We start from the raw sequence: 21518 nt of genomic DNA, 5'->3' as shown, positions 1-21518 counted from the left end.
CTCAGTTGCAGCGGTAGGCCTGGCGGGGGTCGTGGTCATAGCGCAGGCTGCTGAGTCCGACGGCGTGGATGAGGTTCTGCCAGAAGCGATCGGGCGTCAGCGGCGCCCGGACGGAGTCGAGCATTTCCCGAGCGGGCGAGCAGGCGAAGATGCCGCGGATCGCGTCGATGCTGGTGTCCACGACGTCGCCGTAGCGGGTCAGTTCGGTTGAGCTTTCGTTGCTCAGTTCGGCGATGTCCCAGACGCTGCCGGCGTACTTGTTGTGGCCGATCCGGCGTTCCGGGTACGGGGTGGAGTGCGCGGCCGTCGGGTTGGCCAGCCCGATCGGGTCGTGGACCCAGACGTCCAGGGGCAGGAGCAGGCCGGGGCCGCCGATGTTGAAGAACTGGACGACGGTGCGTCCGTTGGTGGTGGGGTAGCGGTGCCAGACGCCTTGCTTGTTCTGGACGAGCACGGCTGGTTCCTGCCCGGTGGCGAGCATGGCGTTGATGGGCCCGGCCATCGCGGTGAACTCGTCGAAGTCCTCGGCCAGGATCGGGTGTTCGTGGTGGCTGGCGGCGACGTAGGCGGCCCGTTCGTCGGCGACGTCGACGGTGCCGTTCGCCAGCCCGGTCAGGTCGGTGCCGGTGCGCAGCCACCCGCCGGCGACCACCGCCCACACCGCGAGCGCGACGACGGGGACGGCGGTCGCCCGGGTCAGCCGCACGGCCAGCACGGGCAGCAGGAGGCAGAACAGCGCGGGCAGCAGCATCCGGCCGTGCATGAAGTCCCCGCCGACCCGGACCACGTAGGTCGCCAGAGCCAGACCGCCGAGCAGGGGCACCGCCACGACGACGGCGACCGCCCGGTCGATCTGGGTTCGCCGCAGGCGCAAGCCGCCGAGCAGGAGACAGAGGACGAGGGGGATCCACAGGTAGTAGGGCCCGGCGAAGTCGGTCAGGTAGTCCCAGCCGCGGCTCCACAACGCGCCGGAGGCTTCCTTGACCAGGGCGGTGTTGGGGGTGATGAGGCCGTAGTAGCCCATCCGGAAGACCTGATAGGCGACCGGCAGAGCCGCGGCCGCAGCCACCCACAGCAGGGCGCGGCGCCAGCTTCGCCATTCCAGCACCAGCAGTCCGATGCCGGCGACGACGCTGAACAGCGCCAGGTCCGGCCGGACCAGCACGCCCAGCCCGACGACCAGTGCGGTGACCGCGACCGGGCAGGCGGGTGTCCGCCGGGCGTGGCGGACGAGCAGCCACCAGGTCGAGCCGAGCCACAGGGTGGTCAGGCCGGTCTCGAGTCCCGAGGTGGCGAAGTCGAGGAAGGGCGGCAGCACGATCAGCACGAGCGCCCCGGCGGGGACGACGAGCGCGGGACGCGTGGCGCCGACCAGTCGCCGGGTGCCGTCGAGTGCGAGGAGCAGACCGCCGATGGAGCAGAGCAGTCCGAGGATCACGGCGAGCCATTCGAGGCGCAGGCCGGGGATCCAGCCGAACGCGACCAGCAGGTAGGTCCACAGGGTGCTGGTGTTGGACTCGACGCGTTCGCCGGCGTTGAAGACGGGTCCGTTACCGGCGAGGATCTGGCGGACCGTACGCAGGACGATCATGCCGTCGTCGCTCATCCAGCGCCGGTTCCAGGCCAGCACGGCGAACACGGCTACGGTGAGCCCAAGCAGGAGCCAGGTGCCCCATGCGGCCCGGCGAGCGCCGGGTTCAGGGGCCTCACCCACCGGGGCGGGTGCGTCGTCGATGACCGTACTCATCTGCGGAACGCTCCTCATGCCGGTGGGTGATGCCTGGTTGAGCCGTCCTGGGCACCCGCATTGCATGGGGATCGCGAAGCGGACCTAGCGACTGCGAGATCTGCCTTCCGCTGATGCCGGCCTCACCGGTCGGATATCAGCAGATGATCACTCGTCGCTCGGTGCGCAGCCTATCAACCGGTCTGCGGTGGGCCCGGCCGAGACCACCGGGGCCTACTGGATCGCGATCGCGCGCGGTCACCGCGGCGTGCGTTGGTCCGGACGCGTCGCTTCGGCTCTTGCAGACGAAGTGAGGTAGCCGAATGTCAACTCGGTCGTCTCGAGGGCCCACGCTTCCCAGGACAGGTTGTCGGGCCAATAGCGGCAGGTGGCTGCGCGGTGCACGCACGCACCGATGATCGTTCGAGCAACCATCCGGATGGCCTGGACCTGGTCGTGGCGGGAGATCTCGTGCAGGTAGGGGCTACTGGAGTCGACGAATGCTTCCTGAATTGCGGCAAGTGCTTCCAAACCGCGCTCGCGGCCTTCCGCGCGCTGGCCGTCGAGCAGCTCCGAGAAGATCCGGTCGTGGCTGGCGAATGTGTGCGCCAGAGCGTGGGTGAAGGCGCTGAGGGTCTCGCGTAGTCCAGGTGCCGACACGCTGAGTGCTTCGCCGACGTTGGTTTCGAGTTGCCTGAGCAGTTGATCCTTTACCGCGTGCAGGAGCTGCTCCTTGCCGGAGAACCGGCGGTAGATCGCGCCCACGGACAGCTCCGCCTGCTCGGCGACAGCGCCGACGGTGAACTCTTCGATCCCACGGTGGGCCAGCACGTGCTCGGCGGCCGTCAGCACCTTCTGCAGGGACGCCCGGCTGCGAGCCTGCTGAGGCGGGTGGAAGCCTCGCTCGTCGGTCTGCTTGCTCACCGGCCGCACGTTACCTCCCGCCGAAGAGGGGTGGTGGACCCCGCCGAGATGCGAATGATAACTTGCATTCGCATCTGCCGGGAGTCGACCGCCGAGAGGGGCGCGAGCATGGTGAGTATCGAGGTGCGGAACGCCTACGTCGACTTCCCGATCTTCGACGCCAAGACCCGCTCGATGAAGAAGCAGGTCCTCGGCAAGGTCGGCGGCAAGATCGGCACCGAAGCGAAAGTCCCGATCATCGAGGCGCTGCAGGACATCACGCTGTCCCTGGCGGAAGGGGACCGGGTCGGCCTGGTCGGGCACAACGGCGCCGGCAAGTCGACGTTGTTGCGGCTGCTGTCCGGCATCTACGAGCCGACCCGGGGAAGCAGCCGGGTCGTCGGCCGGATCGCGCCGGTGTTCGATCTTGGCGTCGGGCTGGACCCCGAGGTCTCGGGCCGGGAGAACATCCTGATCCGGGGCCTGTTCCTCGGTATGAACCGCAGACAGATGGAGAAGCGGATCGAGGACATCGCCGAGTTCACCGAGCTCGGCGACTACCTGCACCTGCCGTTGCGCACCTACTCGGCAGGCATGCGGGTCCGGCTCGCGCTCGGCGTGGTGACCACCATCGACCCCGAGATCCTCATCCTGGACGAGGGCCTCGGCGCGATCGACGCCGGATTCCTCGCCAAGGCTCGCTCGCGACTGGTGGACCTCGCTCGACGCTCCGGGGTGCTGGTGTTCGCCTCGCATTCCGACGAGCTGCTCGCCGAACTGTGCACCACGGCCATCTGGATGGACGAAGGCCGGATCCGCATGAGCGGCTCGCTGCGCGAGGTCATCGATACCTACAAGTGCCGGGTGTAGCCGCCGGGATCGGGGTGATCAGCGCGATGATGGTCGTCGCGGGCGGGCTGGGGATGCTCATCACCGGCTCGATCGCCGAAGTCACGCCGAATCCCCGGCCCGTGTTCTGGGTCGGTCTCGCCGCCGCAGTGGTGGCCGCCCAGGCCGTCGACGCCGCATTGAAGCTGACGGGATCGGTGGCGTCGAGGCGAGCTCGGTACCGGCTTCGGAATCTGGTCGAGAGGTTCGCGAAGTACGACGCGCTGTCCGCTCGTGAGGCGAGGGACGGCATCAGGCAGTTTCTGGTTCGCGGTCCGTTGTCGGCGTAGCTCTGGCCACGGTGTATGAGCAAGCTCGGTTCGTCGCATGAGAGTGCGGAACGACGATTCGTCGTTCTCGTTGGGGTGTGGGAAGTCATTGTGGCGTCGGCAGCTGGGCTCACGAGTCGGGGTCGATGCGGTGGCTCGGGCCGCCGAAGACCCGGACCTCGGCGCGGACGATCGCGCTGCCGCCGTTCCTGGTCGCGCTACTGCGCGAGCAGTGGGGTCGACCGCAGGCCGGGCCCAGGAGCAGCCGGAAGACCGCGCCGACGGGGCTGGGGCGGTGCTCCATTTCTGCCCACCAGGAGCACAAGATCACGCCGCAAGCCGATCACCGAAGATCGAACCCGGAATGCAGAAACCCTTCCGACCAGCCGAGAAGGGCGCGCCCCGGGGCTCGGGCGGCTGGGGAAGTCGGAGCGCCAGGTCGGGGTCTCGGTCACCGGCGCTGTGCTGAACCGCGCGGCCGACGTCGCGCCGTGGTTGACCCCGGACAGCACGATGTCCGGCGGCTTCCGCCGAAGACGTAGATGCGGCCGTCGAGGCGTTTCCGCGTCGACACGCACCACCACAGGAACAGTGGCGGCCACACGAACAGCACGATGGCCAGCGTTGCGATCGTGTCTCCTTCACGGATTCCGAGCGCGAGTGCGCCCGGGAGCGGCGCGAAGGCGAAGTAGGCCCCGACGACTCCCGGCCTGCGACGGTAGCGGCGGAGACAAGCGCCGAGGTCGTGCTCGGCGGCTGTCGCCCGGAGGTGGGGCGGGGCCGGGAGATTGCTCTCATGCAGTGCCGTGAACCTTTCGCGTGTCCTCGTCGACTGAACACGAGAAGGAGGGCAGATGAGCGATGAACTGCTGATCGTGCGGTGCCGGCTGGGCGAGCGCGACGCGTTCTCCGAGCTGGTGCACCGCTGGCACGGGACAGTCGAACGCTACGTCCGGCGGATGCTGGCCGGCCCGGACGACGACGTCGTGCAAGAAGTGTGGCTGGCGGTGTTCAAAGGGCTGCCCAGACTGCGGCAGCCTGAACGGTTCCCGCCGTGGTTGTTCACCATCGCCCGCCGCGCCGTGATGAACAGGCTGCGTGACACCTACGGCCAACCCACGCCCGAACCCGACGCGTCGGAGGAGCCGTCCGGCCCGGACGAGGTCGACACGCTCGCTGACCGGCAGGTGCTCGCGGACGCTTTGGGCGCGCTGCCGGTCCGAGAACGCGAGGTGTTGCTGCTGTTCTACCTCGAGGACCTCCCCCTGGAGGTGTGTGCCCAGATCTGCAGTGTGCCGGTCGGCACGGTGAAGTCGCGGCTCAACCGGGCCCGGAGGCTGCTGCGGGACGAATTGACGCGAAAGGAGTACGAGGCATGACGCCGGACGAGGTGGTCAAGCGGCTCGAGCAGCCGCTGTCGCTGCGGCGACGGGTAGGTTACGTGATCGTGGCCCTGGCGGGGCTGCTGGGCAGCGGCGTGGTCGGGCTGTTGTGGGCAACCGAGCCGGGGCTTCCCCCGCGCACCAAGGTCGCGTTCGCCGTGCTCGTGGCGATCGGGGTGGGCTGGGCGACGTTCGGCACCTGGGCGGTGACGCGCCGGGCCCCGCTGTTCGCCCGCGATCGCGTAGTCGCCGCCTGGCTGGGGATCGTGGCCTGGCTGTTGTTCACCGTCGGCGTCCTGGTCATCACGACCTTGCGGCACCGCGTCGAGCCTGAACTCCTTCTGATAGTGCTCGTGCTCGGCGGCGTCGCGTTGGTGGGGCTGCGCGCCGCTCACCGTGATCGTGCAGCACTCCTCCGGCGCCGAGAAGAGCTGAGCCGGCGACCGGAATAATCTCTCTGCCGCCCGATCCCGGCGGCGCGCGTGGGCGGACCGCTGCTTTGACACGCCGACGCGAGCACGCAGCCCACCAGTCGCCCGCACCTCAACGCCGGATGCCTGGTGCGCGGCGTGGACGGAACGCTCGAGCACGTCGCCGCCGGCCGGGGCATCTCGTTCCTGACGCGCTCGGCGACCGTCTTCTACACGCACCCGGAGGTCACCTACGTGCGCGTCCCGGATCTGGGGCCGGACAAGGTATGCCTCGCGGTGGCGACTTTGCAGCTGTCACCGGTGGTCGACGACTTCATCACCGCGGCTCAAGCGGTGGCCAAGAGCACGGCAGAGTACGGCAACTACGACATGTGGCAGCTCGGCTGCGATGCCATCGCTTCTGGCCGATGAGACGTACGCGTTGTACGCGGATCTGCGACGCCTCGTTCCTGCGGCGAGCGAAGCCACGGGGACACACGGGCGCCGAATGGCACAGCTGTTCCGGCACACTCCGCTGGCGATCGCCGCCGGACCAGCCGAGCGCCTGGCGCTGTTTTCGGTCACCGAAGCGCTCGACAGCCTGACGGGGTTGTTGCGTCCGCTCATCGGCATGAGCGCGCGTCACGCCGCCCGTCGACCGGCCTGCGACAGAAGAGTGCGGTCACGCACGGTGATCCGGTGTGTAACGGCGACGGGGTCCGGCGCGACTACTCACGACACCGGCGCCGTGGACGATCGGTTTGGGTGTGGCGGGGAGGTATGCGGTGACCGAGTTTGCAAGAATCAGCACCTACGCTGCCCTCGAACAGGCGGAGTACTACTGTGCAGACTCTGGACATCGTGGACCAGTCCCGGGATCGGCTTCCGGCAGTTTCCTGCCTAATGCCCACCAGCGACCGGCGACAGCTCGCCCGGCGTGCCATCGACCACTTCCTCGGCCAGGACTACAACAATTGTGAGTTGATCGTCGTCGATACCGGAACAGACCCGATCGCCGACCTGATTCCGGCCGGTGATGTCGTCCGGTACCACCGGTTGGACGTCCGTAGGAGCATCGGCTGGACGAGGCAGTTCGCCTGCGAGGCGGCGGCTGGGGACGTCCTCGTGCAATGGGATGACGACGACTGGTACGGCAGCCACCGGCTACGACGACAGGTCGAACCGATTGCTCGTGGCGACGCCGAGGTGTCGGCGCTGCTCTGGGACTACCTGTACGACGTCCCGGCTCGCCGGTTCTGGCGTAGGTCGGCCAGGCTCCGGCTGAACTACCTCGACAGCGTTGTGTGCGGAACGCTCGCGTTTACCAGAGCCGCGTGGCAGCGGTCAGCCGGTTACCGGGATGTCTCCTTAGGCGAGGACGTCGGCATGCTCACCGAACTCGTCCGAAAGGGCGCGCGATTGGCCAGAGTGAAAAGCGACGGGATCTTCGTCTGTGTCCGCCACTCTGGCAATACCTGGCACTTCGAGCCCGTTTCGGGATCCGGGGACGGTGAAGGCTGGTACCAGGCGCCGCCGCCACTGTTCCTGTCCGATGAGGAAATCCGGTTCTACAATTCCACGCAGTCTCTGCGTGACCGCTGGTGACGTCGGCCCAGGAAAGGAATGCGAACGTGGCACCAACCTGGACGGCCTATGTGGCCGTCAGCGTTGTCGGGCGCAGAGCAGGGTCCATGCCGGGAGTGTCGTGGCGGGCGGTGCTGCGTGCCTTCGACGAGGTGGGGCTGTCGTTACCCACGGCGCAGGACAACGACAGTGTTCAGGGCTTCATCGCGGTACCTGCGCCGGAGGATATCGGTGTGCTCGTCGGCCGGCTTCCCGAGGCACTGGCGCGGGCTTACCGCACGGGCACGCGCTCCAGGAGGTCCGGGGTCGTCGTCGCAATCCACATCGAGGACAACACCGACCAGCCGGACGCATTGATGGCGTGGCTGTCCGCCGCAGGCGAGCCACACACCACCGCGGGTGGGCTCACCGTGATCGTGTCGGCCGCGACGTTCCGGCTGGCGTGGGCACGCGACGAGTCGGCGTGGCTCTCCGTCGAGATTGGGAACGGAGCGGCTATGGCGTGGCTGTCCGCGCCCGAATCCGTACCGCCGTGGGAGGACCTGCGTGGCCTGCCACTCGGCGCTCCGCTCACCGGCCATCAGAGCCGGGCGTGGTGGGGCCGATGGGGCGCGGTCGGCGGCAGGCCGGTGCTGGCGACCGCCGGCGACGACGAACGGGTGCAGCTGTGGGATCCCCACACCGGGGAGGCGACAATCCTCTCCGGGCACACAGATTCGGTTTCCTGGGGAAAGTGGGGAGAGATCGACGGCGAGCCGGTGCTGGCGACGGGTTCGCACGACTCCACGGTAATCCTCTGGAACCCGGTGACGGGCACAGCGATCGGCTCACCGCTCACCGGCCACAACGGGCAGGTCTGGTGGGGCACCTGGGCCGAGTTCGACGGTCGGTCCGTCCTCGCGACCGGGAGCAGCACCGGATCGGTGCGGCTGTGGGACTCTGGCATGCCGTCGAGGCACTCATCGCTGCAGAGCCACGGTTCGGGTCTCCGGTGGGGAGCGTGGGGACGAGTCGACGGGCAGCCAGTACTCGCGACCGGCGGAGACTACCCGTTTGTGCGCCTCTGGTTCCGGGACGCCGATTCCCACCCCGTGTCCGTGGACTTCGGCGCAGCCGTCCGGTGGGGCGCGTGGGCCCCGGAACCGGGATCGCCGCAGCTCGCCGTCGGTGACGAGAGCGGATCCGTAAGGTTGTGGCGGCCGGACGGCACAACGCTCCCGGGGGTGACGGTCGAGGGGCCGTCGTGGTGGGGGGCCTGGACGACCGCCGCCGGGCTGCCGATACTCGCGACCGGTGGGGAGGACGGCAAGGTGGTTCTGATCGAGGGCGAGACGGGTGGTCTGTTCGCCACCCTGTCCGGACACACCAGCGCCGTCCGGTGCGGGGCGTGGGCACGGATCGGCGGCCGGCTCGTGCTCGCCACCGGTGACGCCGGCGGCACCGTGCGGCTCTGGGACCCGTTCACTCACACTGAAATCGCGAAGCCGTTCCCTCGGCACACCCACGCTGTGCTGTGGATGGATTGGCAAGCGGTGGACGGGAAACCTGTGTTGGCGACGGGCGGGTCCGAGGCGACGGTACGGCTATGGGAGGTCGTGACCGACCGGCCAGTACCGAGGCTTCCGTCCTACCAGTCCGACGCGGCCCACACCGTCGATGAGCTTTTCCGCGATACCGATGCGACCGCGCTCGCCGAGCTGATCACCGCGCGCACGGCGCGGCCTCCGCTCGCGGTCGGTCTATTTGGGGACTGGGGCGCGGGCAAGAGCCACTTCCTATCGCTGCTGTGGCAGGAAGTGGATGCGACCGCGAGGTCAGGCAACTCGCTCGCCCATAGTGCGGTGCGCCAGATCCGGTTCAACGCGTGGCACTACGCCGAGACTGACTTGTGGGCAAGCCTCGTGGCTGAACTGTTCGCACAGCTGGCAGCGCCACCAGACGGTGACGCGCCTGCGGAACAACGCCGCCACTCGCGGCTCACCGCCGAGCTGGTGGCTGAGCACGGGGTGCGTGCACGGCATCAGGCGGCCCGTGCCCGGCACGAGGCGCTCCGGCAGCAGCTGGCCAAGGCTGAACGCGACGACCAGGGGTCCTGGGTCGGGTTGTCCGACGAGCAGCGTGCGGAGCTGCGGATCCTGGCAGGTGACCGGGCGGAGTCGGTGTATCGGGACGCGACCCGAACAATCGCTTTCGCGCGGGACAACACCAAGAGGTGGCAGCGGTTCCTGCGCAGCCTCCGGCCGGTGACCTGGGCGGTGCTGGTAGTCGGGCTCGTGGCGACCGTGTCCGTGCTCTTTCTGTTACCGGTGGTGGCCGCCCTGCCCGCAGTGTCCACGGTGGTCGGTGTACTGGTGGCGCTGCGTGCGACGGCGAAGGATAGGGCCGCGCCGGCATGGAGCTTCGCTGCGCGCGTTGCCGAGGCCCAACAGGAACGGTTGCGCACCGCAGTCGACGTTGCGGCGGCCGAGGTCGCCAAACTGGCGCGGGAGGAGCAGAATCTGACCGCGGCGGGACAGCTGGCCGGGCTGGTCACCGACCGAGTCAAGGACAGCGACTACCGCGGCAGGCTCGGGGTGATGACGCGGATCCGCGAGGACTTCCACCGCATGGCTGCCCTCCTGATGCAGTCTGCCGACGACGAGGACGAGGCGGATCGCGACGAGGCGGGCGACACGCTGCCGCGCATTGATCGGATCATTATCTACATTGACGACCTCGACCGGTGCCCGCCGCGGCGCGTGGTGGAGACTCTGGAGGCGATCCATCTTCTGCTCGCCGTCGATCTGTTCGTGGTCGTCGTCGCGGTGGACCCGCGGTGGCTACTGCGGGCGATCGGGTCCCATTATCGGGGCCTTTTCGACGAGCCCGATGACGAGGCGCTTCGGCAGTCCTCGCCCGCGCAGTACCTCGAGAAGATCTTCCAGGTCGTGTTGACCCTGCCACCCATGGAGACTGTCGGCTACCAGCGGCTCCTGCGCACGCTTGTCGGGACGCGCGCTTCCCAGCCGGCAGCGGTCGGTCGCGAACAGGCTACTCGCGCCGGCACTGTGCCGCCGCGCGCCGAGGCTGCTGTCGATGACCGGGGTCTCCCAGCCGCCGGGGCGGCGTTGCCTGCTGCGCGGCCCGTGGAACGCGTCGACCCCCTCACCCTGGAGCCCGAAGAGCTGACATTGCTGGACATCCTTGGCCCGCCGTTGCTCGTGGCAACGCCCCGCGCTGTCAAGCGGCTCACCAACAGCTACGGCCTGCTGACCGCCATCCGCCGAGATCACCGGCACACCGACCTCGCGGAGACGACGGTCGACGGGGTAGTTTTCCGTTCTTACCGGGCGGGGCTTGTGCTGCTGGCTGCGCTCGTCGCATACCCGGCGCTCGGTCCTGCGTTCCTCGTACACCTGCACCACACCGCCGCCGAGCGGCCCGGTATGTCGTGGCCGGAGTTCCTCGACGCGCTGCGACCGGTCCGAACGACGGTGTGGGAGAACCCCGCGGAGCCGGTGATGAAGCACGCGCGGGCACAGCAGTGGCAGGCGATGCTCGACGGTCTGCGCACGGCCGGAGAGGAAGCGGCCCGGCGGAACCTGCCTCTAGCCGAGCCGATCGGCGCGTGGGCGGAATGGGTGGTCCCGGTCGGCAGGCTGTCGTTCCCCGCGGGCGAGATCGTCAGCGCACTGGATCGGCAACGCCCGTTGGGGTGAGAGCGTGCAGCCCTTCGTCCGATGACACCACGCACTTCGGAGGCGTGGTTCGCGCCCCTCACAGCCGGCACCTCGTCGCTGCACCCGTCCGGCGCGTTAGTTCGGCCGGAATCGCTATCCGACGACTTGCTCTTTCGGAGAATTGCGGACGCACTTCCAGCGGCTACGAGAGTTCGTACGGATCGGTCGTCCGGTCTGTGCTTCCTGGATGCCGGCCGGCGCCTGCATCGTCGTTAGGAGCGGCCGCTGGTGATGTCTCCGGTGGGGAACTACATCTGTTGGGGGCAACATTTCGTTGTTCGCAGTCTGGTGCGGTGGTTCCGGTCGCTGGATCTGGATCCGCGGACGATCGAGAGTTATCGGAGTCGGCTGCGGTGTCACATCCTGCCGAAGTTCGGGGCCCTGTCATTGGGTGATCACGGCGCTGGGCGTGACCGAGTGGGGCCAGGAGCCATACGGCGACCCCGCCACCGCCGACGCCGTCACCGTACGTGGCCGACGGTGGAAACGGGCGCCGGTTGTCCTCCGCTCGCCACGGTGGGGGTCACTCGCCGGCCGGGGCCGGGAGCAGCTGGAACACCACGCCGACGCCGTGTCGGGGCTGGGGCAGTGCTCCGGTTTTGCCCCACGAGGACCACAAGATCACGCCACACAACGATCACCGGACATCGAACCCGGAATGCAGAAAACCCCTCCGACCAGCCAAAACGGCTGAAACGAAGGGGTTTCGTACGATGTGGAGCTAAGGGGACTCGAACCCCTGACCCCCTCACTGCCAGTGAGGTGCGCTACCAGCTGCGCCATAGCCCCGGAGCGAAGTTGAACTCCGCATCTCGTGTGTCCATACATTACACCCCGCCCAACACCCCTCCACGCGGGGGTCCCCACGGCAACGACAACCCTCTGACCTGAGTCTTTACACCTTATTTTTAGTCGTGTATTGACTCCCGGTGTGGCCGCCGTTACATTTTGCGCGGTTGTGACGCCGAGGTCCCCGCCCGTTACGCCGCGTCTACCCAGACCGGGCACGCCTCTGCCGTTTCCTGCTCTACGAACGCCGCCCCGCGCGGCAGAGGAGGTTTCGCATGAAGAGGGTGATGACGTTGCTCGCCGCAGCGGCTGTGCTGGTCGGGAGCGCTGCGACCGCGACAAGCGCCCAAGCGGCCGTGACCCCCGATGGCTGGTACACCGTGACCGCCGCCAACAGTGGCAAGTGCGTCGACGCCCGGGCTGCCGGGACCGCCGACGGCACCGTCGTGCAGCAGTACTCCTGCAACCAGACCGGCTCGCAGCAGTGGCAGTTCCAGTCCACCGGTGACGGCTACTTCCGGGTGAACGCGCGCGGCAACCCGGCCGCCGCCTGGGATGTCGCGAACGTCTCCACTGCCGATGGCGGCCTGCTCCAGCTCTGGACCTATGGAGGTGGGGCCAACCAGCAGTGGCAGGCCGTCGACGAAGGCAACGGCCGCTACCACTTCGTCAGCCGCAACAGCGGGAAGTGCCTCGACGTTCCCGGCGCTTCCACCAGCGACGTCCAGCTCCAGCAATACTCCTGCAACGGCACCGCCGCCCAGTCCTTCACCCTGAACCCCGTGAACACGACCCAGCCCGGCCAGCCCGACTTCGGCCCGAACGTCGTCGTCTTCGACCCCTCCATGTCGAGCTCGACCATCCAGAGCCGGCTCAACAGCATCTTCAGCCAGCAGGAACGCAACCAGTTCGGCAGCCAGCGCTACGCCGTGATGTTCAAGCCGGGCACGTACGCCAACGACGTCAACGTCGGCTTCTACACCCAGGTCCTCGGGCTTGGCCTGAGCCCGGACGCCGTCACCATCAACGGCGCCGTGCACGTCGAGGCCGACTGGTTCCCGCCGCAGAACGCCACCCAGAACTTCTGGCGGGGCGCCGAGAACCTGTCTGTGACCCCGAACGGGGGAGCCGATCGCTGGGCAGTCAGCCAGGCCGCGCCGTACCGCCGCATGCACGTCCGCGGCGACCTGCAGCTCGACGACGGCGGCTGGGCCAGCGGCGGCTGGATCTCCGACACCAAGATCGACGGCCAGGTCCGCTCCGGCTCGCAGCAGCAGTGGATCTCCCGCAACTCGCAGTTCGGCAGCTGGAACGGCTCCAACTGGAACATGGTCTTCGCGGGCGTCCAGGGCGCCCCGGCGAACACCTTCCCGGCGCCGCCCTACACCACCGTCGGCCAGACGCCGGTCGTGCGCGAGAAGCCGTTCCTCTACATCGACGGCTCCGGCAACTACCAGGTCTTCGTCCCGGGCGTGAAGACCAACGCGGCCGGCACCAGCTGGGCGAACGGCGCCGCGCCCGGCACCTCGCTCCCGATCGACCAGTTCTACATCGCCAAGCCGGGTGCCACCGCCGCCGACATGAACGCCGCGCTCGCCGCCGGCAAGAACCTGCTGGTCACGCCGGGTGTCTACCACCTGAACCAGGCGCTGCACGTGACCCGCCCGGACACCGTCGTGCTCGGGCTCGGCATCGCCACGCTGGTGCCGGACGGCGGTGTCACCGCGATGAACGTCGACGACGTCGACGGCGTCAAGGTCGCCGGCCTGCTGATCGACGCCGGCACGACCAACTCGAACACCCTCATGCAGGGCGGCCGGCTCGACCGCGAGTCACTCGGCGAACCCGACGTCGCTGCACGACGTCTTCTTCCGCATCGGCGGCGCCAACGTCGGGAAGGCGACGAACAGCCTGGTCGTCAACAGCAACAACGTCATCGGCGACCACATGTGGATCTGGCGCGCCGACCACGCCGACAACAACGCCTACGTCGGCTGGAACACCAACACCGCCGACACCGGGCTCACGGTCAACGGCAACAACGTGACGATGTACGGCCTGTTCGTCGAGCACTACCAGAAGACGCAGGTCGTCTGGAACGGCAACGGCGGCCGGACGTACTTCTTCCAGAACGAAATGCCGTACGACGTGCCGAACCAGGCCGGCTGGATGAACGGGTCGACGCTCGGCTACTCCGCCTACAAGGTGGGGCCGAACGTCACCAGCCACGAAGCGTGGGGGCTGGGCAGCTACTGCTTCTTCAGCACCAACCCCTCCGTGGTCAGCGCGCACGCGTTCGAGGCGCCGAACAACCCGAACGTGCGGTTCCACGACATGGTGACCGTCTCCCTGGGCACCCAGGGCCGGATCAACCACGTCATCAACAACACCGGTGACATCACCCCGGACGGCACCCGGCCGTCGAACCTGGTGAGTTACCCCTGAGCAACCGGCGTGCGCCGTGGTGGCGGCCGCGGCGCACGCCGGTCCTCCAAGTCCACACTGACCGGACACAGTGGACGCATGGCCCGAACGGGTGGTCAACCGCGCCAGTCAGGCGCTTTGCCGCGATACTGGGTGCCCCGACACCCGAGGAGCGACCCATGACCTCCTTCGCAGCGTTCTCCGTCGTCGAGCCCCGCAAGGCATGGCCGATCGCCGCCGTCCGCGGCGTGTTCGCCGTGCTCTTCGGGCTCTTCGCGCTGATCTGGCCGGGCGCCACGGTGCTCGTGCTGGCCGTCCTGTACGGCGTGTACGCGATCGTCGACGGCATCGGTGGCCTCATGCAGGCCTTCCGCCCGGGTGACGCCGCCCACCGCGCCGCCTACGGAATCCTCGGTGCGCTCGGCATCATCGCCGGAATCCTCGTCCTCGTCTGGCCCGGCATCACGGTTCTGCTGCTGGCCCTGCTGGTCGGCCTGTGGGCGATCGTGACGGGCATCGCGGAGATCGCCGCCGCGATCCGGCTGCGCAAGCAGATCACGGGCGAGGCGTTCCTCATCGCGGCCGGCGCGCTCTCCGTGATCGCCGGCATCCTGATCGTGATCAACCCGATCGCCGGCGCGTTCGGCATCGCGCTGCTCGTCGGCATCTACGCCCTGCTCTACGGGATCATGCTGCTGGTGCTGGCCTTCCGGTTGCGCAAACTGGGGGACACCACGCCCGCCGCGTGAGTAGCGTGCGGGGGTGTCGACCCGCGAACTGGTGGTGCTGGGCACCGCGAGCCAGGTGCCCACGCGCCACCGGAACCAGAACGGCTACTTGCTGAGGTGGGACGGCGAGGGCCTCCTCTTCGACCCCGGCGAGGGCACCCAGCGCCAGATGCTGCGGGCGGGCGTGGCCGCCACCCACATCACGCGCCTCTGCGTCACGCACTTCCACGGCGACCACAGCCTCGGCCTGCCCGGCGTGATCCAGCGGCTGTCCCTGGACAAGGTCCGGCACCCGGTCCACGCCCACTTCCCGGCGTCCGGCGCGCACTACTTCGAACGGCTGCGGCACGCGACGTCGTTCTACGAGACGGCTGACCTGCGCGAACACCCGATCACCGACGACGGCCCGATCGCCACCGGGAAGTTCGCCCTCGAGGCCAGGCGCCTGAGCCACCCCGTCGAGGCGTTCGGCTACCGCCTGACCGAACCGGACGGCCGCACGATGCTCCCGGAGAAGCTGAAGGAGCACGGCATCGCCGGACCGGACGTCGGCAAGCTCCAGCGAGAGGGACACTTCGACAACACACGTCTCGAAGACGTCAGCACGCCCCGGCCCGGCCAGCGCTTCGCGTTCGTCATGGACACCCGCCTCTGCGACGCGGTGTACGCGCTCAGCGAAAACGCCGACATGCTCGTCATCGAGGCGACGTTCCTCGCCGAGGACACCTCCCTGGCGAAGGACTTCGGGCACCTGACGGCCCAGCAGGCCGCCCGCGTCGCCGCCGAATGCGGGGTCCGGCAGCTGGTCCTGACGCACTTCTCGCAGCGCTACCCCGACCCGGCGCGCTTCCTGGAGGAGGCGAAGGCGGAGTTCGACGGCGAGATCGTCGTGGCCGAGGACCTGGAGCGGGTCCAGGTGCCGAAACGCCGGTCCTCCCCAGCCGGGCACGACGCGCCGTAGGCTGCATGGCGTGAGCCAGCCGATCCTGATGACCGTCGACGACGATCCCGCCGTGTCCCGCTCGGTCGCCCGCGACCTGCGGCGCCGCTACGGGAAGGACTACCGCGTCATCCGTGCCGACTCCGGCATGGACGCGCTCGAAGCGCTGCGGGAGATCAAGCTGCGCGGCGACGCCGTCGCGGCCATCCTCGCCGACTACCGGATGCCGCAGATGGACGGGATCGCCTTCCTCGAGAAGGCGATGGACCTCTTCCCGCACGCCCGTCGCGCCCTGCTGACCGCCTACGCCGACACCGACGCCGCGATCCAGGCGATCAACGTCGTCGACGTCGACCACTACCTGCTCAAGCCGTGGGACCCGCCGGAGGAGAAGCTCTACCCGGTGATCGACGCGCTGGTCGAGACCTGGAAGGCGGTCGGCGACCGGCCGGTCGAGGAGGTCAAGCTCATCGGCCACCGGTACAACTCGCCGTCGTTCCAGATGCGCGACTTCCTCGCCCGCAACGCCGTCCCGTACCGCTGGTTCTCCGTCGACGACGACGAAGGCGCCCGGATCCTGCAGGCCGCGGAAGCCACCGAGAAGGACATCCCGGTCGTCGTCACCCCCGACGGCACCGTGCTCAAGAACCCCAGCGGCAGCGAGATCGCCGACGCGGTCGGGTTGTCGACCCGGCCGGCGCAGGAGTTCTACGACCTCGTCGTGATCGGCGGCGGCCCGGCCGGCCTCGGCGCCGCCGTCTACGGCGCGTCCGAGGGCCTGCGCACGGTGCTCGTCGAGAAGAAGGCCACCGGCGGCCAGGCCGGCACCAGCTCCCGCATCGAGAACTACCTCGGCTTCCCCGACGGCGTCTCCGGCGCGCAGCTGACCGACCGGGCGCGGCGCCAGGCGCAGAAGTTCGGCGCCGAGGTGCTGACCGCGCGCGACGTCGTCGGCCTCGAAGCCCGCGGCTCGTCGCGGGTCGTCACCTTCGGCGACGGCAGCGAGATCGCCGCCCACTCGGTGATCCTCGCCAGCGGCGTCACCTACCGCGCGCTGGAGGCCGAGGGCATCGAGGAGCTCACCGGCCGCGGCGTCTACTACGGCTCGGCCGCGACCGAGGCGCCCGAGTGCAAGGGCGAGCACGTCTACATCGTCGGCGGCGCCAACTCCGCCGGCCAGGCCGCGGTGTTCTTCTCCCGGCACGCCAGCGACGTCACGATCCTCGTGCGCGGCTCGTCGCTGGAGGCGTCGATGTCGCACTACCTGATCGAGCAGATCGCCGGCATCGAGAACATCCACGTCCGGACGCACACCACGGTCAAGCAGGCCCACGGCGACGAGCACCTCGAGCGGCTCACGCTGTGCGAGAACGGCGTCACCGAGACCGTCGAGTCCGGCCACCTGTTCATCTTCATCGGCGCCGCCCCGCGCACCGACTGGCTCGGCGAGGGCCTCCACCGCGACGAGCACGGCTTCGTGTGCACCGGACCGGACCTGACGGCGAACGCGCAGCGGCCGGCGGGCTGGCCGCTCGACCGTGATCCGTACTACCTCGAGTCGTCCATCCCCGGGGTGTTCGTGGCCGGTGACGTGCGGTCCCAGTCGGTCAAGCGGGTGGCGTCCGCGGTCGGCGAGGGCGCGATGGCCGTGACGCTGGTACACCGGTACCTGGAGGAACAATGAGCGCACTGCCGCGGGAAGAGCTTCGCGGGCTCTTCCTTTTCGAACACCTTTCCGAGGCGCAGCTCGACTGGGTCGCCGCCAACGCCGTGCTCGAGGAGTACGAAGGCGACTCGACGATCATCAGCGAGGGCGGCGAGGCGACCTGCTTCTACGTCCTGCTCGGCGGCGCCATCCGGATGACGCGCCTGGTCAGCGGTACCGAGGTGGAGACCAACCGGTCCGACCAGCGCGGCGCCTACTTCGGCGCGACGCAGTTCTTCGTGCACCAGGACGACGACCACCGCTACGGCGCGACCGTGCGGGCGCTGTCCGACGTCACGCTGCTCGCGCTGCCGTCGAAGGAGTTCTCCGTCGAGTTCCGCAAGTGGTTCCCGATGGCGACGCACCTGCTGGAAGGCATGTACCTGGGGTGGCGCAACAGCGACACCGTGATCGGGTCGCGCCGCCGTCTCCTGGCGCTGGGTGAGCTCTCGGCGGGCCTGACGCACGAGCTGAACAACCCGGCCGCGGCCGCCGTCCGGGCGACATCCGCCCTGCGGGAACGCGTCGCCGGCATGCGCCACAAGCTCGCCTTCCTGGCCAAGAAGGACATCGAGCCCGAGCTGCTCTACCAGCTCATCGACGTCCAGGAGCGCCTGGTCAAGCAGGTCGCGCAGGCCGAGAAGCTGTCCGCGATGCAGCAGGCCGACCGCGAGGACGAGATCGGCGACTGGTTCGACGACCGCGGCATCGACGGCGGCTGGGACCTCGCGGACATCTACGTCCGCGCCGGCCTGACCACGGCCGACCTGGACAACGTCCTCGAGCAGGTCGGCGACACGTTCATCGACGGCGCCGTCCGCTGGCTCGCCTACGCGCTCGAAACCGAGATGCTGATGGGCGAGATCGAGGACTCCACCACGCGCATCTCCGCGCTGGTCGGCAAGGCCAAGCAGTACTCCCAGATGGACCGGGCGCCGCACCAGTGGGTCGACGTCCACGACGGCCTCGACTCCACGCTGGTGATGCTGTCCGGCAAGGTCGGCACCGGGATCCGCGTCGTCAAGGAGTACGACCGGAGCCTGCCGAAGATCCCGGCGTACCCGGCGGAGCTGAACCAGGTCTGGACGAACATCATCGACAACGCGCTCGGCGCGATGAAGGGCGACGGCACGCTGACGCTGCGCACCTGGCGCGTCGACGACCAGATCCGCGTCGAGATCGGCGACACCGGCCCCGGCATCCCGGCGGACATCAAGCCGCGGATCTTCGAGCCGTTCTTCACGACCAAGCCGGTCGGCGAGGGCACCGGGCTGGGCCTGGACATCTCGTGGAAGATCGTCGTCGAACGCCACCAGGGCGACCTGCGCGTCGAGTCGGAGCCCGGGAACACCCGGTTCGAGGTCTGCCTGCCGACGGTCGAGCAGGCCTCGCTCTGATGGCATCCGTCCCGACGGTCACGACCGAGCTCGGGGCGCTGGTGGGGCTGGCGGGTGACGGCGTCCGCGTGTGGCGCGGGATCCCGTACGCCCGGCCGCCGGTCGGCGAACTGCGGTGGAAGGCGCCGCGGCCGCCGTCGTTGTCGGGCGGCGTGCACGTCGCGACGGAGTACGGGCCACACGCGATGCAGTCGCCGGACCCGATGAACCCGGCCGCGGTGTGCGACGAGGACTGCCTGTACCTCAACGTCTGCACCCCGGACGGCCCCGCGCCCGCCGGCGGGTGGCCGGTGCTGTTCTGGCTGCACGGCGGCGGCTACCGCGTCGGGCACGGCGAGCAGCTGGGCGACGGCGAGGAGTTCGCGCGCGCCGGGATCGTCGTCGTCACGATCAACTACCGGCTCGGCTCGCTCGGGTTCCTGCACCTCGCCGGGATCTTCGGCGAGTCCGAAGCGGACGCCGGGGTGTGCGGGTTCCTCGACCAGGTCGAGGCCCTGAAGTGGGTGCGCCGCAACATCTCCGCGTTCGGCGGGGACCCGGAGCGGATCACCGTCTACGGCGTCTCGGCGGGCGCGAAGAGCGTCGGGAACCTGATGGGCAGCCCGCTGGGCCAAGGGCTGTTCGCGCAGGCGATCAGCAGCAGCGGCGGCGCGGACCACGTGGCGACGCCGGAGGCCGGGACCGCGCTGGCCCGGCGGCTCCTTTCCGAGGTCGGTTGCCACGACCTGGACTCCTTGCGGGCGTTGCCGGCCAAGGAGTTCGTCGAGGCGCAGGAACGGATCCTGTCCGGGCTGCAGGCGTTGTGGCTCTGGCGGCCGACGCTGCACCCGAGCGTGCTGCCGGAGGTGCCGATCGAGCCGATCCGGCGGGGGAGCGCGGCAGGAGTCCCGTTGCTGGTCGGCTGCAACAGCAACGAAGGCAGCACGTACGCGCTGATGCTCGGCGACGACGTCGCGACGGCGCCGGCTTCGGGTGTGCTCGAGAGCATCCTCGGCGGTGAAGGCACTTCGCACCTTCTCGAGACGTACCTTCGCCGCGTCCCGGACCTGAAGTCCGCGAAGATCGCCGCGATGGGCGACGAGCGCTACGGCATCCCGACGCAGCGGCTCGCCGACGCGCAGTCCGTGCACGCGCCCGTCTACCGCTACCGCATCGACATCGCCGCGCCCGGCGTGCCCGAACAGCTCGACGGCGGCCACGGCACGGAGACGACGATGGCGTGGAAGACGCCGTTGCCGCTCGCTTCACAGGGCTCAGCTGTCAACCCGAAGCGCGAGCGCGCGGCGTTGCTGATCCATCGCGCCTGGGTGCGGTTCGTCCGGGACGGCGTCGCGGACGCGGACGGCCCGGAGTGGCCGCCCTACGGCCCCGAACTCCGGCCGGTGCTGGTTTTCCGGGAAGACACCGATCTGGTGCTCGATCCACGGTCCGACGAGCGAAAAGCCTGGGGCGACACGGAATGGGCGTCCGGGACCTGGTTCCCGGTGACCTGAGACCGTTCCTTCACCCACCGTTCACTTCGAACCGGCCCGCTCCCGCGTCCAATGAGCGAAGGCCCGTCGAGGGGAGTGGCTCAGGTGAAACGCCGGGTGTCGATCGGACTGGCCGTGGTGCTGGTGCTGGCCGTCGTGGGGGTGATCGTCTGGGGTCGCGGCGACGACAGCGCCGCGGGCTCCACGACGACGGTGCGCGGGGTGATCGGTTCGGAGAAGCAGGCCTTCTTCACCGACCAGCGCGTCGTCGACGCCTTCGCCCGCCACGGCCTGAAGGTCGAGGTCGACACGGCCGGGTCGCGGCAGCTCGCGACGACCGTCGACCTCGGGAAGTACGCCTTCGCGTTCCCGTCGTCGTCGCCCGCCGCGCAGAAGATCCAGCGCGACCGCAAGGTGACCACGGTCTACACGCCGTTCCAGTCGCCGATGGCCGTCGCCTCCTTCGAGCCGATCGTTTCCCTGTTGCGGGCCAACGGGGTTGTGCACAAGGGCGCCGGCGACTACGACGTCCTCGACATCGCGAAGTACCTCGACCTGGCGAAGGCCGGGACGCGCTGGGACCAGCTGCCCGGCAACACCGCCTACCCGGCGCGCAAGAACGTCCTGGTCACGACGACCGACCCGCGCGAGTCGAACTCCGCGGCGATGTACCTGTCGATCGTTTCCTTCGTGGCCAACGGGAACGCCGTCGTCAGCACGCCCGACCAGGAGGCGAAGGTGCTGCCGTCGGTGGCCAAGCTGTTCCTCGACCAGGGGTACACGCAGAACAGCACCGAAGGGCCGTTCGAGGACTACCTGTCCGCGGGCATGGGGAAGACGCCACTGGCGCTGATCTACGAGTCGCAGTTCGTCGGCCGCGTGGTGAGCGGCGACGGCTCGATCCGGCCGGACATGCGGATGCTCTACACCGCGCCGACGGTCTACTCGAAGCACACGCTGGTGCCGTTGACCGGCGACGGCGACAAGGTCGGGCAGCTCCTCGCGACCGACCCCGAGCTGGGCAAGCTCGCCGCGACGTTCGGCTTCCGCACGACCGACCCGAAGCTGTTCGCCGAGGTCGCCGCGCCGGCCCACGTGCCCGCCGACCTGGTGGACGCCGTCGAACCGCCGTCGTTCGAAACCCTCGAGCGGCTGCTCGACGCCGTCGGCAAGCAGTACTGA

At 69.0% G+C, this 21518-nt stretch carries 16 protein-coding genes, 1 tRNA gene and 1 pseudogene; 14 read left to right on the top strand and 4 right to left on the bottom strand.

Going from position 1 to position 21518, the window contains the following annotated elements:
• Position 1: 1 nt before the first annotated feature.
• Both ACERZO_RS32675 and ACERZO_RS32670 read right to left on the bottom strand, forming a co-directional pair.
• Positions 2–1747, bottom strand: a complete 1746-nt coding sequence (locus tag ACERZO_RS32675) for an arabinofuranosyltransferase (RefSeq protein WP_372669198.1) — start codon at positions 1745–1747, stop codon at positions 2–4.
• 237 nt (positions 1748–1984) lie between these two features.
• Positions 1985–2650: a TetR/AcrR family transcriptional regulator gene (locus ACERZO_RS32670; RefSeq protein ID WP_372669196.1), complete on the bottom strand. Its 666-nt coding sequence runs from the start codon at positions 2648–2650 to the stop codon at positions 1985–1987.
• Between the two features lie 108 nt (positions 2651–2758).
• Between ACERZO_RS32670 and wzt the strand changes: the two genes are divergently transcribed.
• Together wzt and ACERZO_RS32660 are read left to right on the top strand one after the other, a co-directional pair.
• Positions 2759–3499 carry a galactan export ABC transporter ATP-binding subunit Wzt/RfbE gene (gene wzt, locus ACERZO_RS32665; protein ID WP_372669194.1) on the top strand — a complete coding sequence of 247 codons (741 nt, stop codon included), beginning with the start codon at positions 2759–2761 and terminating at the stop codon, positions 3497–3499.
• Between the two features lie 14 nt (positions 3500–3513).
• A complete protein-coding gene (locus tag ACERZO_RS32660; RefSeq protein WP_372669192.1) occupies positions 3514–3807 on the top strand; it encodes a hypothetical protein in 294 nt (97 codons plus the stop codon).
• 109 nt (positions 3808–3916) lie between these two features.
• Here ACERZO_RS32660 and ACERZO_RS32655 read toward each other — a convergent pair whose 3' ends face one another.
• Entirely contained in the window at positions 3917–4090 is a 174-nt protein-coding gene (locus ACERZO_RS32655) for a hypothetical protein (protein WP_372669190.1), read from the bottom strand.
• A 550-nt stretch (positions 4091–4640) separates the two neighbouring features.
• Between ACERZO_RS32655 and ACERZO_RS32650 the strand changes: the two genes are divergently transcribed.
• From ACERZO_RS32650 to ACERZO_RS32630, 5 genes are all read left to right on the top strand, one after another.
• Entirely contained in the window at positions 4641–5165 is a 525-nt protein-coding gene (locus tag ACERZO_RS32650; protein WP_372669188.1) for an RNA polymerase sigma factor, read from the top strand.
• A complete protein-coding gene (locus ACERZO_RS32645) occupies positions 5162–5620 on the top strand; it encodes a hypothetical protein (protein WP_372669186.1) in 459 nt (152 codons plus the stop codon). The genes ACERZO_RS32650 and ACERZO_RS32645 overlap by 4 nt, the downstream gene beginning before the upstream one ends.
• Positions 5621–5737: 117 nt before the next feature.
• Positions 5738–6010: a hypothetical protein gene (locus ACERZO_RS32640; RefSeq protein WP_372669185.1), complete on the top strand. Its 273-nt coding sequence runs from the start codon at positions 5738–5740 to the stop codon at positions 6008–6010.
• 471 nt (positions 6011–6481) lie between these two features.
• Positions 6482–7183 carry a glycosyltransferase family 2 protein gene (locus ACERZO_RS32635; RefSeq protein WP_372669183.1) on the top strand — a complete coding sequence of 234 codons (702 nt, stop codon included), beginning with the start codon at positions 6482–6484 and terminating at the stop codon, positions 7181–7183.
• Positions 7184–7269: 86 nt separating this feature from the next.
• Positions 7270–10860 (top strand): P-loop NTPase fold protein, encoded by a 3591-nt coding sequence (locus ACERZO_RS32630; protein ID WP_372669181.1) that lies wholly within the window; start codon positions 7270–7272, stop codon positions 10858–10860.
• 737 nt (positions 10861–11597) lie between these two features.
• Here ACERZO_RS32630 and ACERZO_RS32625 read toward each other — a convergent pair.
• A tRNA-Ala gene (locus ACERZO_RS32625) sits at positions 11598–11670 on the bottom strand.
• 275 nt (positions 11671–11945) lie between these two features.
• Here ACERZO_RS32625 and ACERZO_RS32620 point away from each other — a divergent pair.
• From ACERZO_RS32620 to ACERZO_RS32590, 7 genes and pseudogenes are all read left to right on the top strand, one after another.
• A pseudogene (locus ACERZO_RS32620) lies at positions 11946–14115 on the top strand (RICIN domain-containing protein).
• A 158-nt stretch (positions 14116–14273) separates the two neighbouring features.
• Positions 14274–14843: an HdeD family acid-resistance protein gene (locus ACERZO_RS32615; protein ID WP_372669179.1), complete on the top strand. Its 570-nt coding sequence runs from the start codon at positions 14274–14276 to the stop codon at positions 14841–14843.
• 13 nt (positions 14844–14856) lie between these two features.
• Positions 14857–15783 carry a ribonuclease Z gene (locus ACERZO_RS32610; protein WP_372669176.1) on the top strand — a complete coding sequence of 309 codons (927 nt, stop codon included), beginning with the start codon at positions 14857–14859 and terminating at the stop codon, positions 15781–15783.
• Positions 15784–15793: 10 nt separating this feature from the next.
• Positions 15794–17446 (top strand): FAD-dependent oxidoreductase, encoded by a 1653-nt coding sequence (locus ACERZO_RS32605; protein WP_372669174.1) that lies wholly within the window; start codon positions 15794–15796, stop codon positions 17444–17446.
• A complete protein-coding gene (locus tag ACERZO_RS32600) occupies positions 17443–18864 on the top strand; it encodes an ATP-binding protein (protein ID WP_372669172.1) in 1422 nt (473 codons plus the stop codon). Before ACERZO_RS32605 ends, ACERZO_RS32600 begins: the two co-directional genes overlap by 4 nt.
• Positions 18864–20357, top strand: a complete 1494-nt coding sequence (locus ACERZO_RS32595; protein ID WP_372669170.1) for a carboxylesterase/lipase family protein — start codon at positions 18864–18866, stop codon at positions 20355–20357. Before ACERZO_RS32600 ends, ACERZO_RS32595 begins: the two co-directional genes overlap by 1 nt.
• A gap of 84 nt (positions 20358–20441) precedes the next feature.
• Positions 20442–21518, top strand: coding sequence for a hypothetical protein (locus tag ACERZO_RS32590; protein ID WP_372669168.1), 1077 nt, complete (start codon positions 20442–20444; stop codon positions 21516–21518).

Origin of the sequence: Amycolatopsis kentuckyensis (genome assembly GCF_041679295.1) — a bacterium.
Classification (GTDB): Bacteria; Actinomycetota; Actinomycetes; order Mycobacteriales; family Pseudonocardiaceae; genus Amycolatopsis; species Amycolatopsis kentuckyensis_A.
This window is presented reverse-complemented; position numbering and strand designations above follow the sequence as displayed.

Coding starts and splice junctions, on each gene's coding strand:
- ACERZO_RS32675 (WP_372669198.1), bottom strand. CDS start 1,747: ATGAGTACGGTCATCGACGACGCACCCGCCCCGGTGGGTGAGGCCCCT.
- wzt (WP_372669194.1), top strand. CDS start 2,759: ATGGTGAGTATCGAGGTGCGGAACGCCTACGTCGACTTCCCGATCTTC.
- ACERZO_RS32655 (WP_372669190.1), bottom strand. CDS start 4,090: ATGGAGCACCGCCCCAGCCCCGTCGGCGCGGTCTTCCGGCTGCTCCTG.
- ACERZO_RS32650 (WP_372669188.1), top strand. CDS start 4,641: ATGAGCGATGAACTGCTGATCGTGCGGTGCCGGCTGGGCGAGCGCGAC.
- ACERZO_RS32645 (WP_372669186.1), top strand. CDS start 5,162: ATGACGCCGGACGAGGTGGTCAAGCGGCTCGAGCAGCCGCTGTCGCTG.
- ACERZO_RS32635 (WP_372669183.1), top strand. CDS start 6,482: ATGCCCACCAGCGACCGGCGACAGCTCGCCCGGCGTGCCATCGACCAC.
- ACERZO_RS32630 (WP_372669181.1), top strand. CDS start 7,270: ATGCCGGGAGTGTCGTGGCGGGCGGTGCTGCGTGCCTTCGACGAGGTG.
- ACERZO_RS32615 (WP_372669179.1), top strand. CDS start 14,274: ATGACCTCCTTCGCAGCGTTCTCCGTCGTCGAGCCCCGCAAGGCATGG.
- ACERZO_RS32600 (WP_372669172.1), top strand. CDS start 17,443: ATGAGCGCACTGCCGCGGGAAGAGCTTCGCGGGCTCTTCCTTTTCGAA.
- ACERZO_RS32595 (WP_372669170.1), top strand. CDS start 18,864: ATGGCATCCGTCCCGACGGTCACGACCGAGCTCGGGGCGCTGGTGGGG.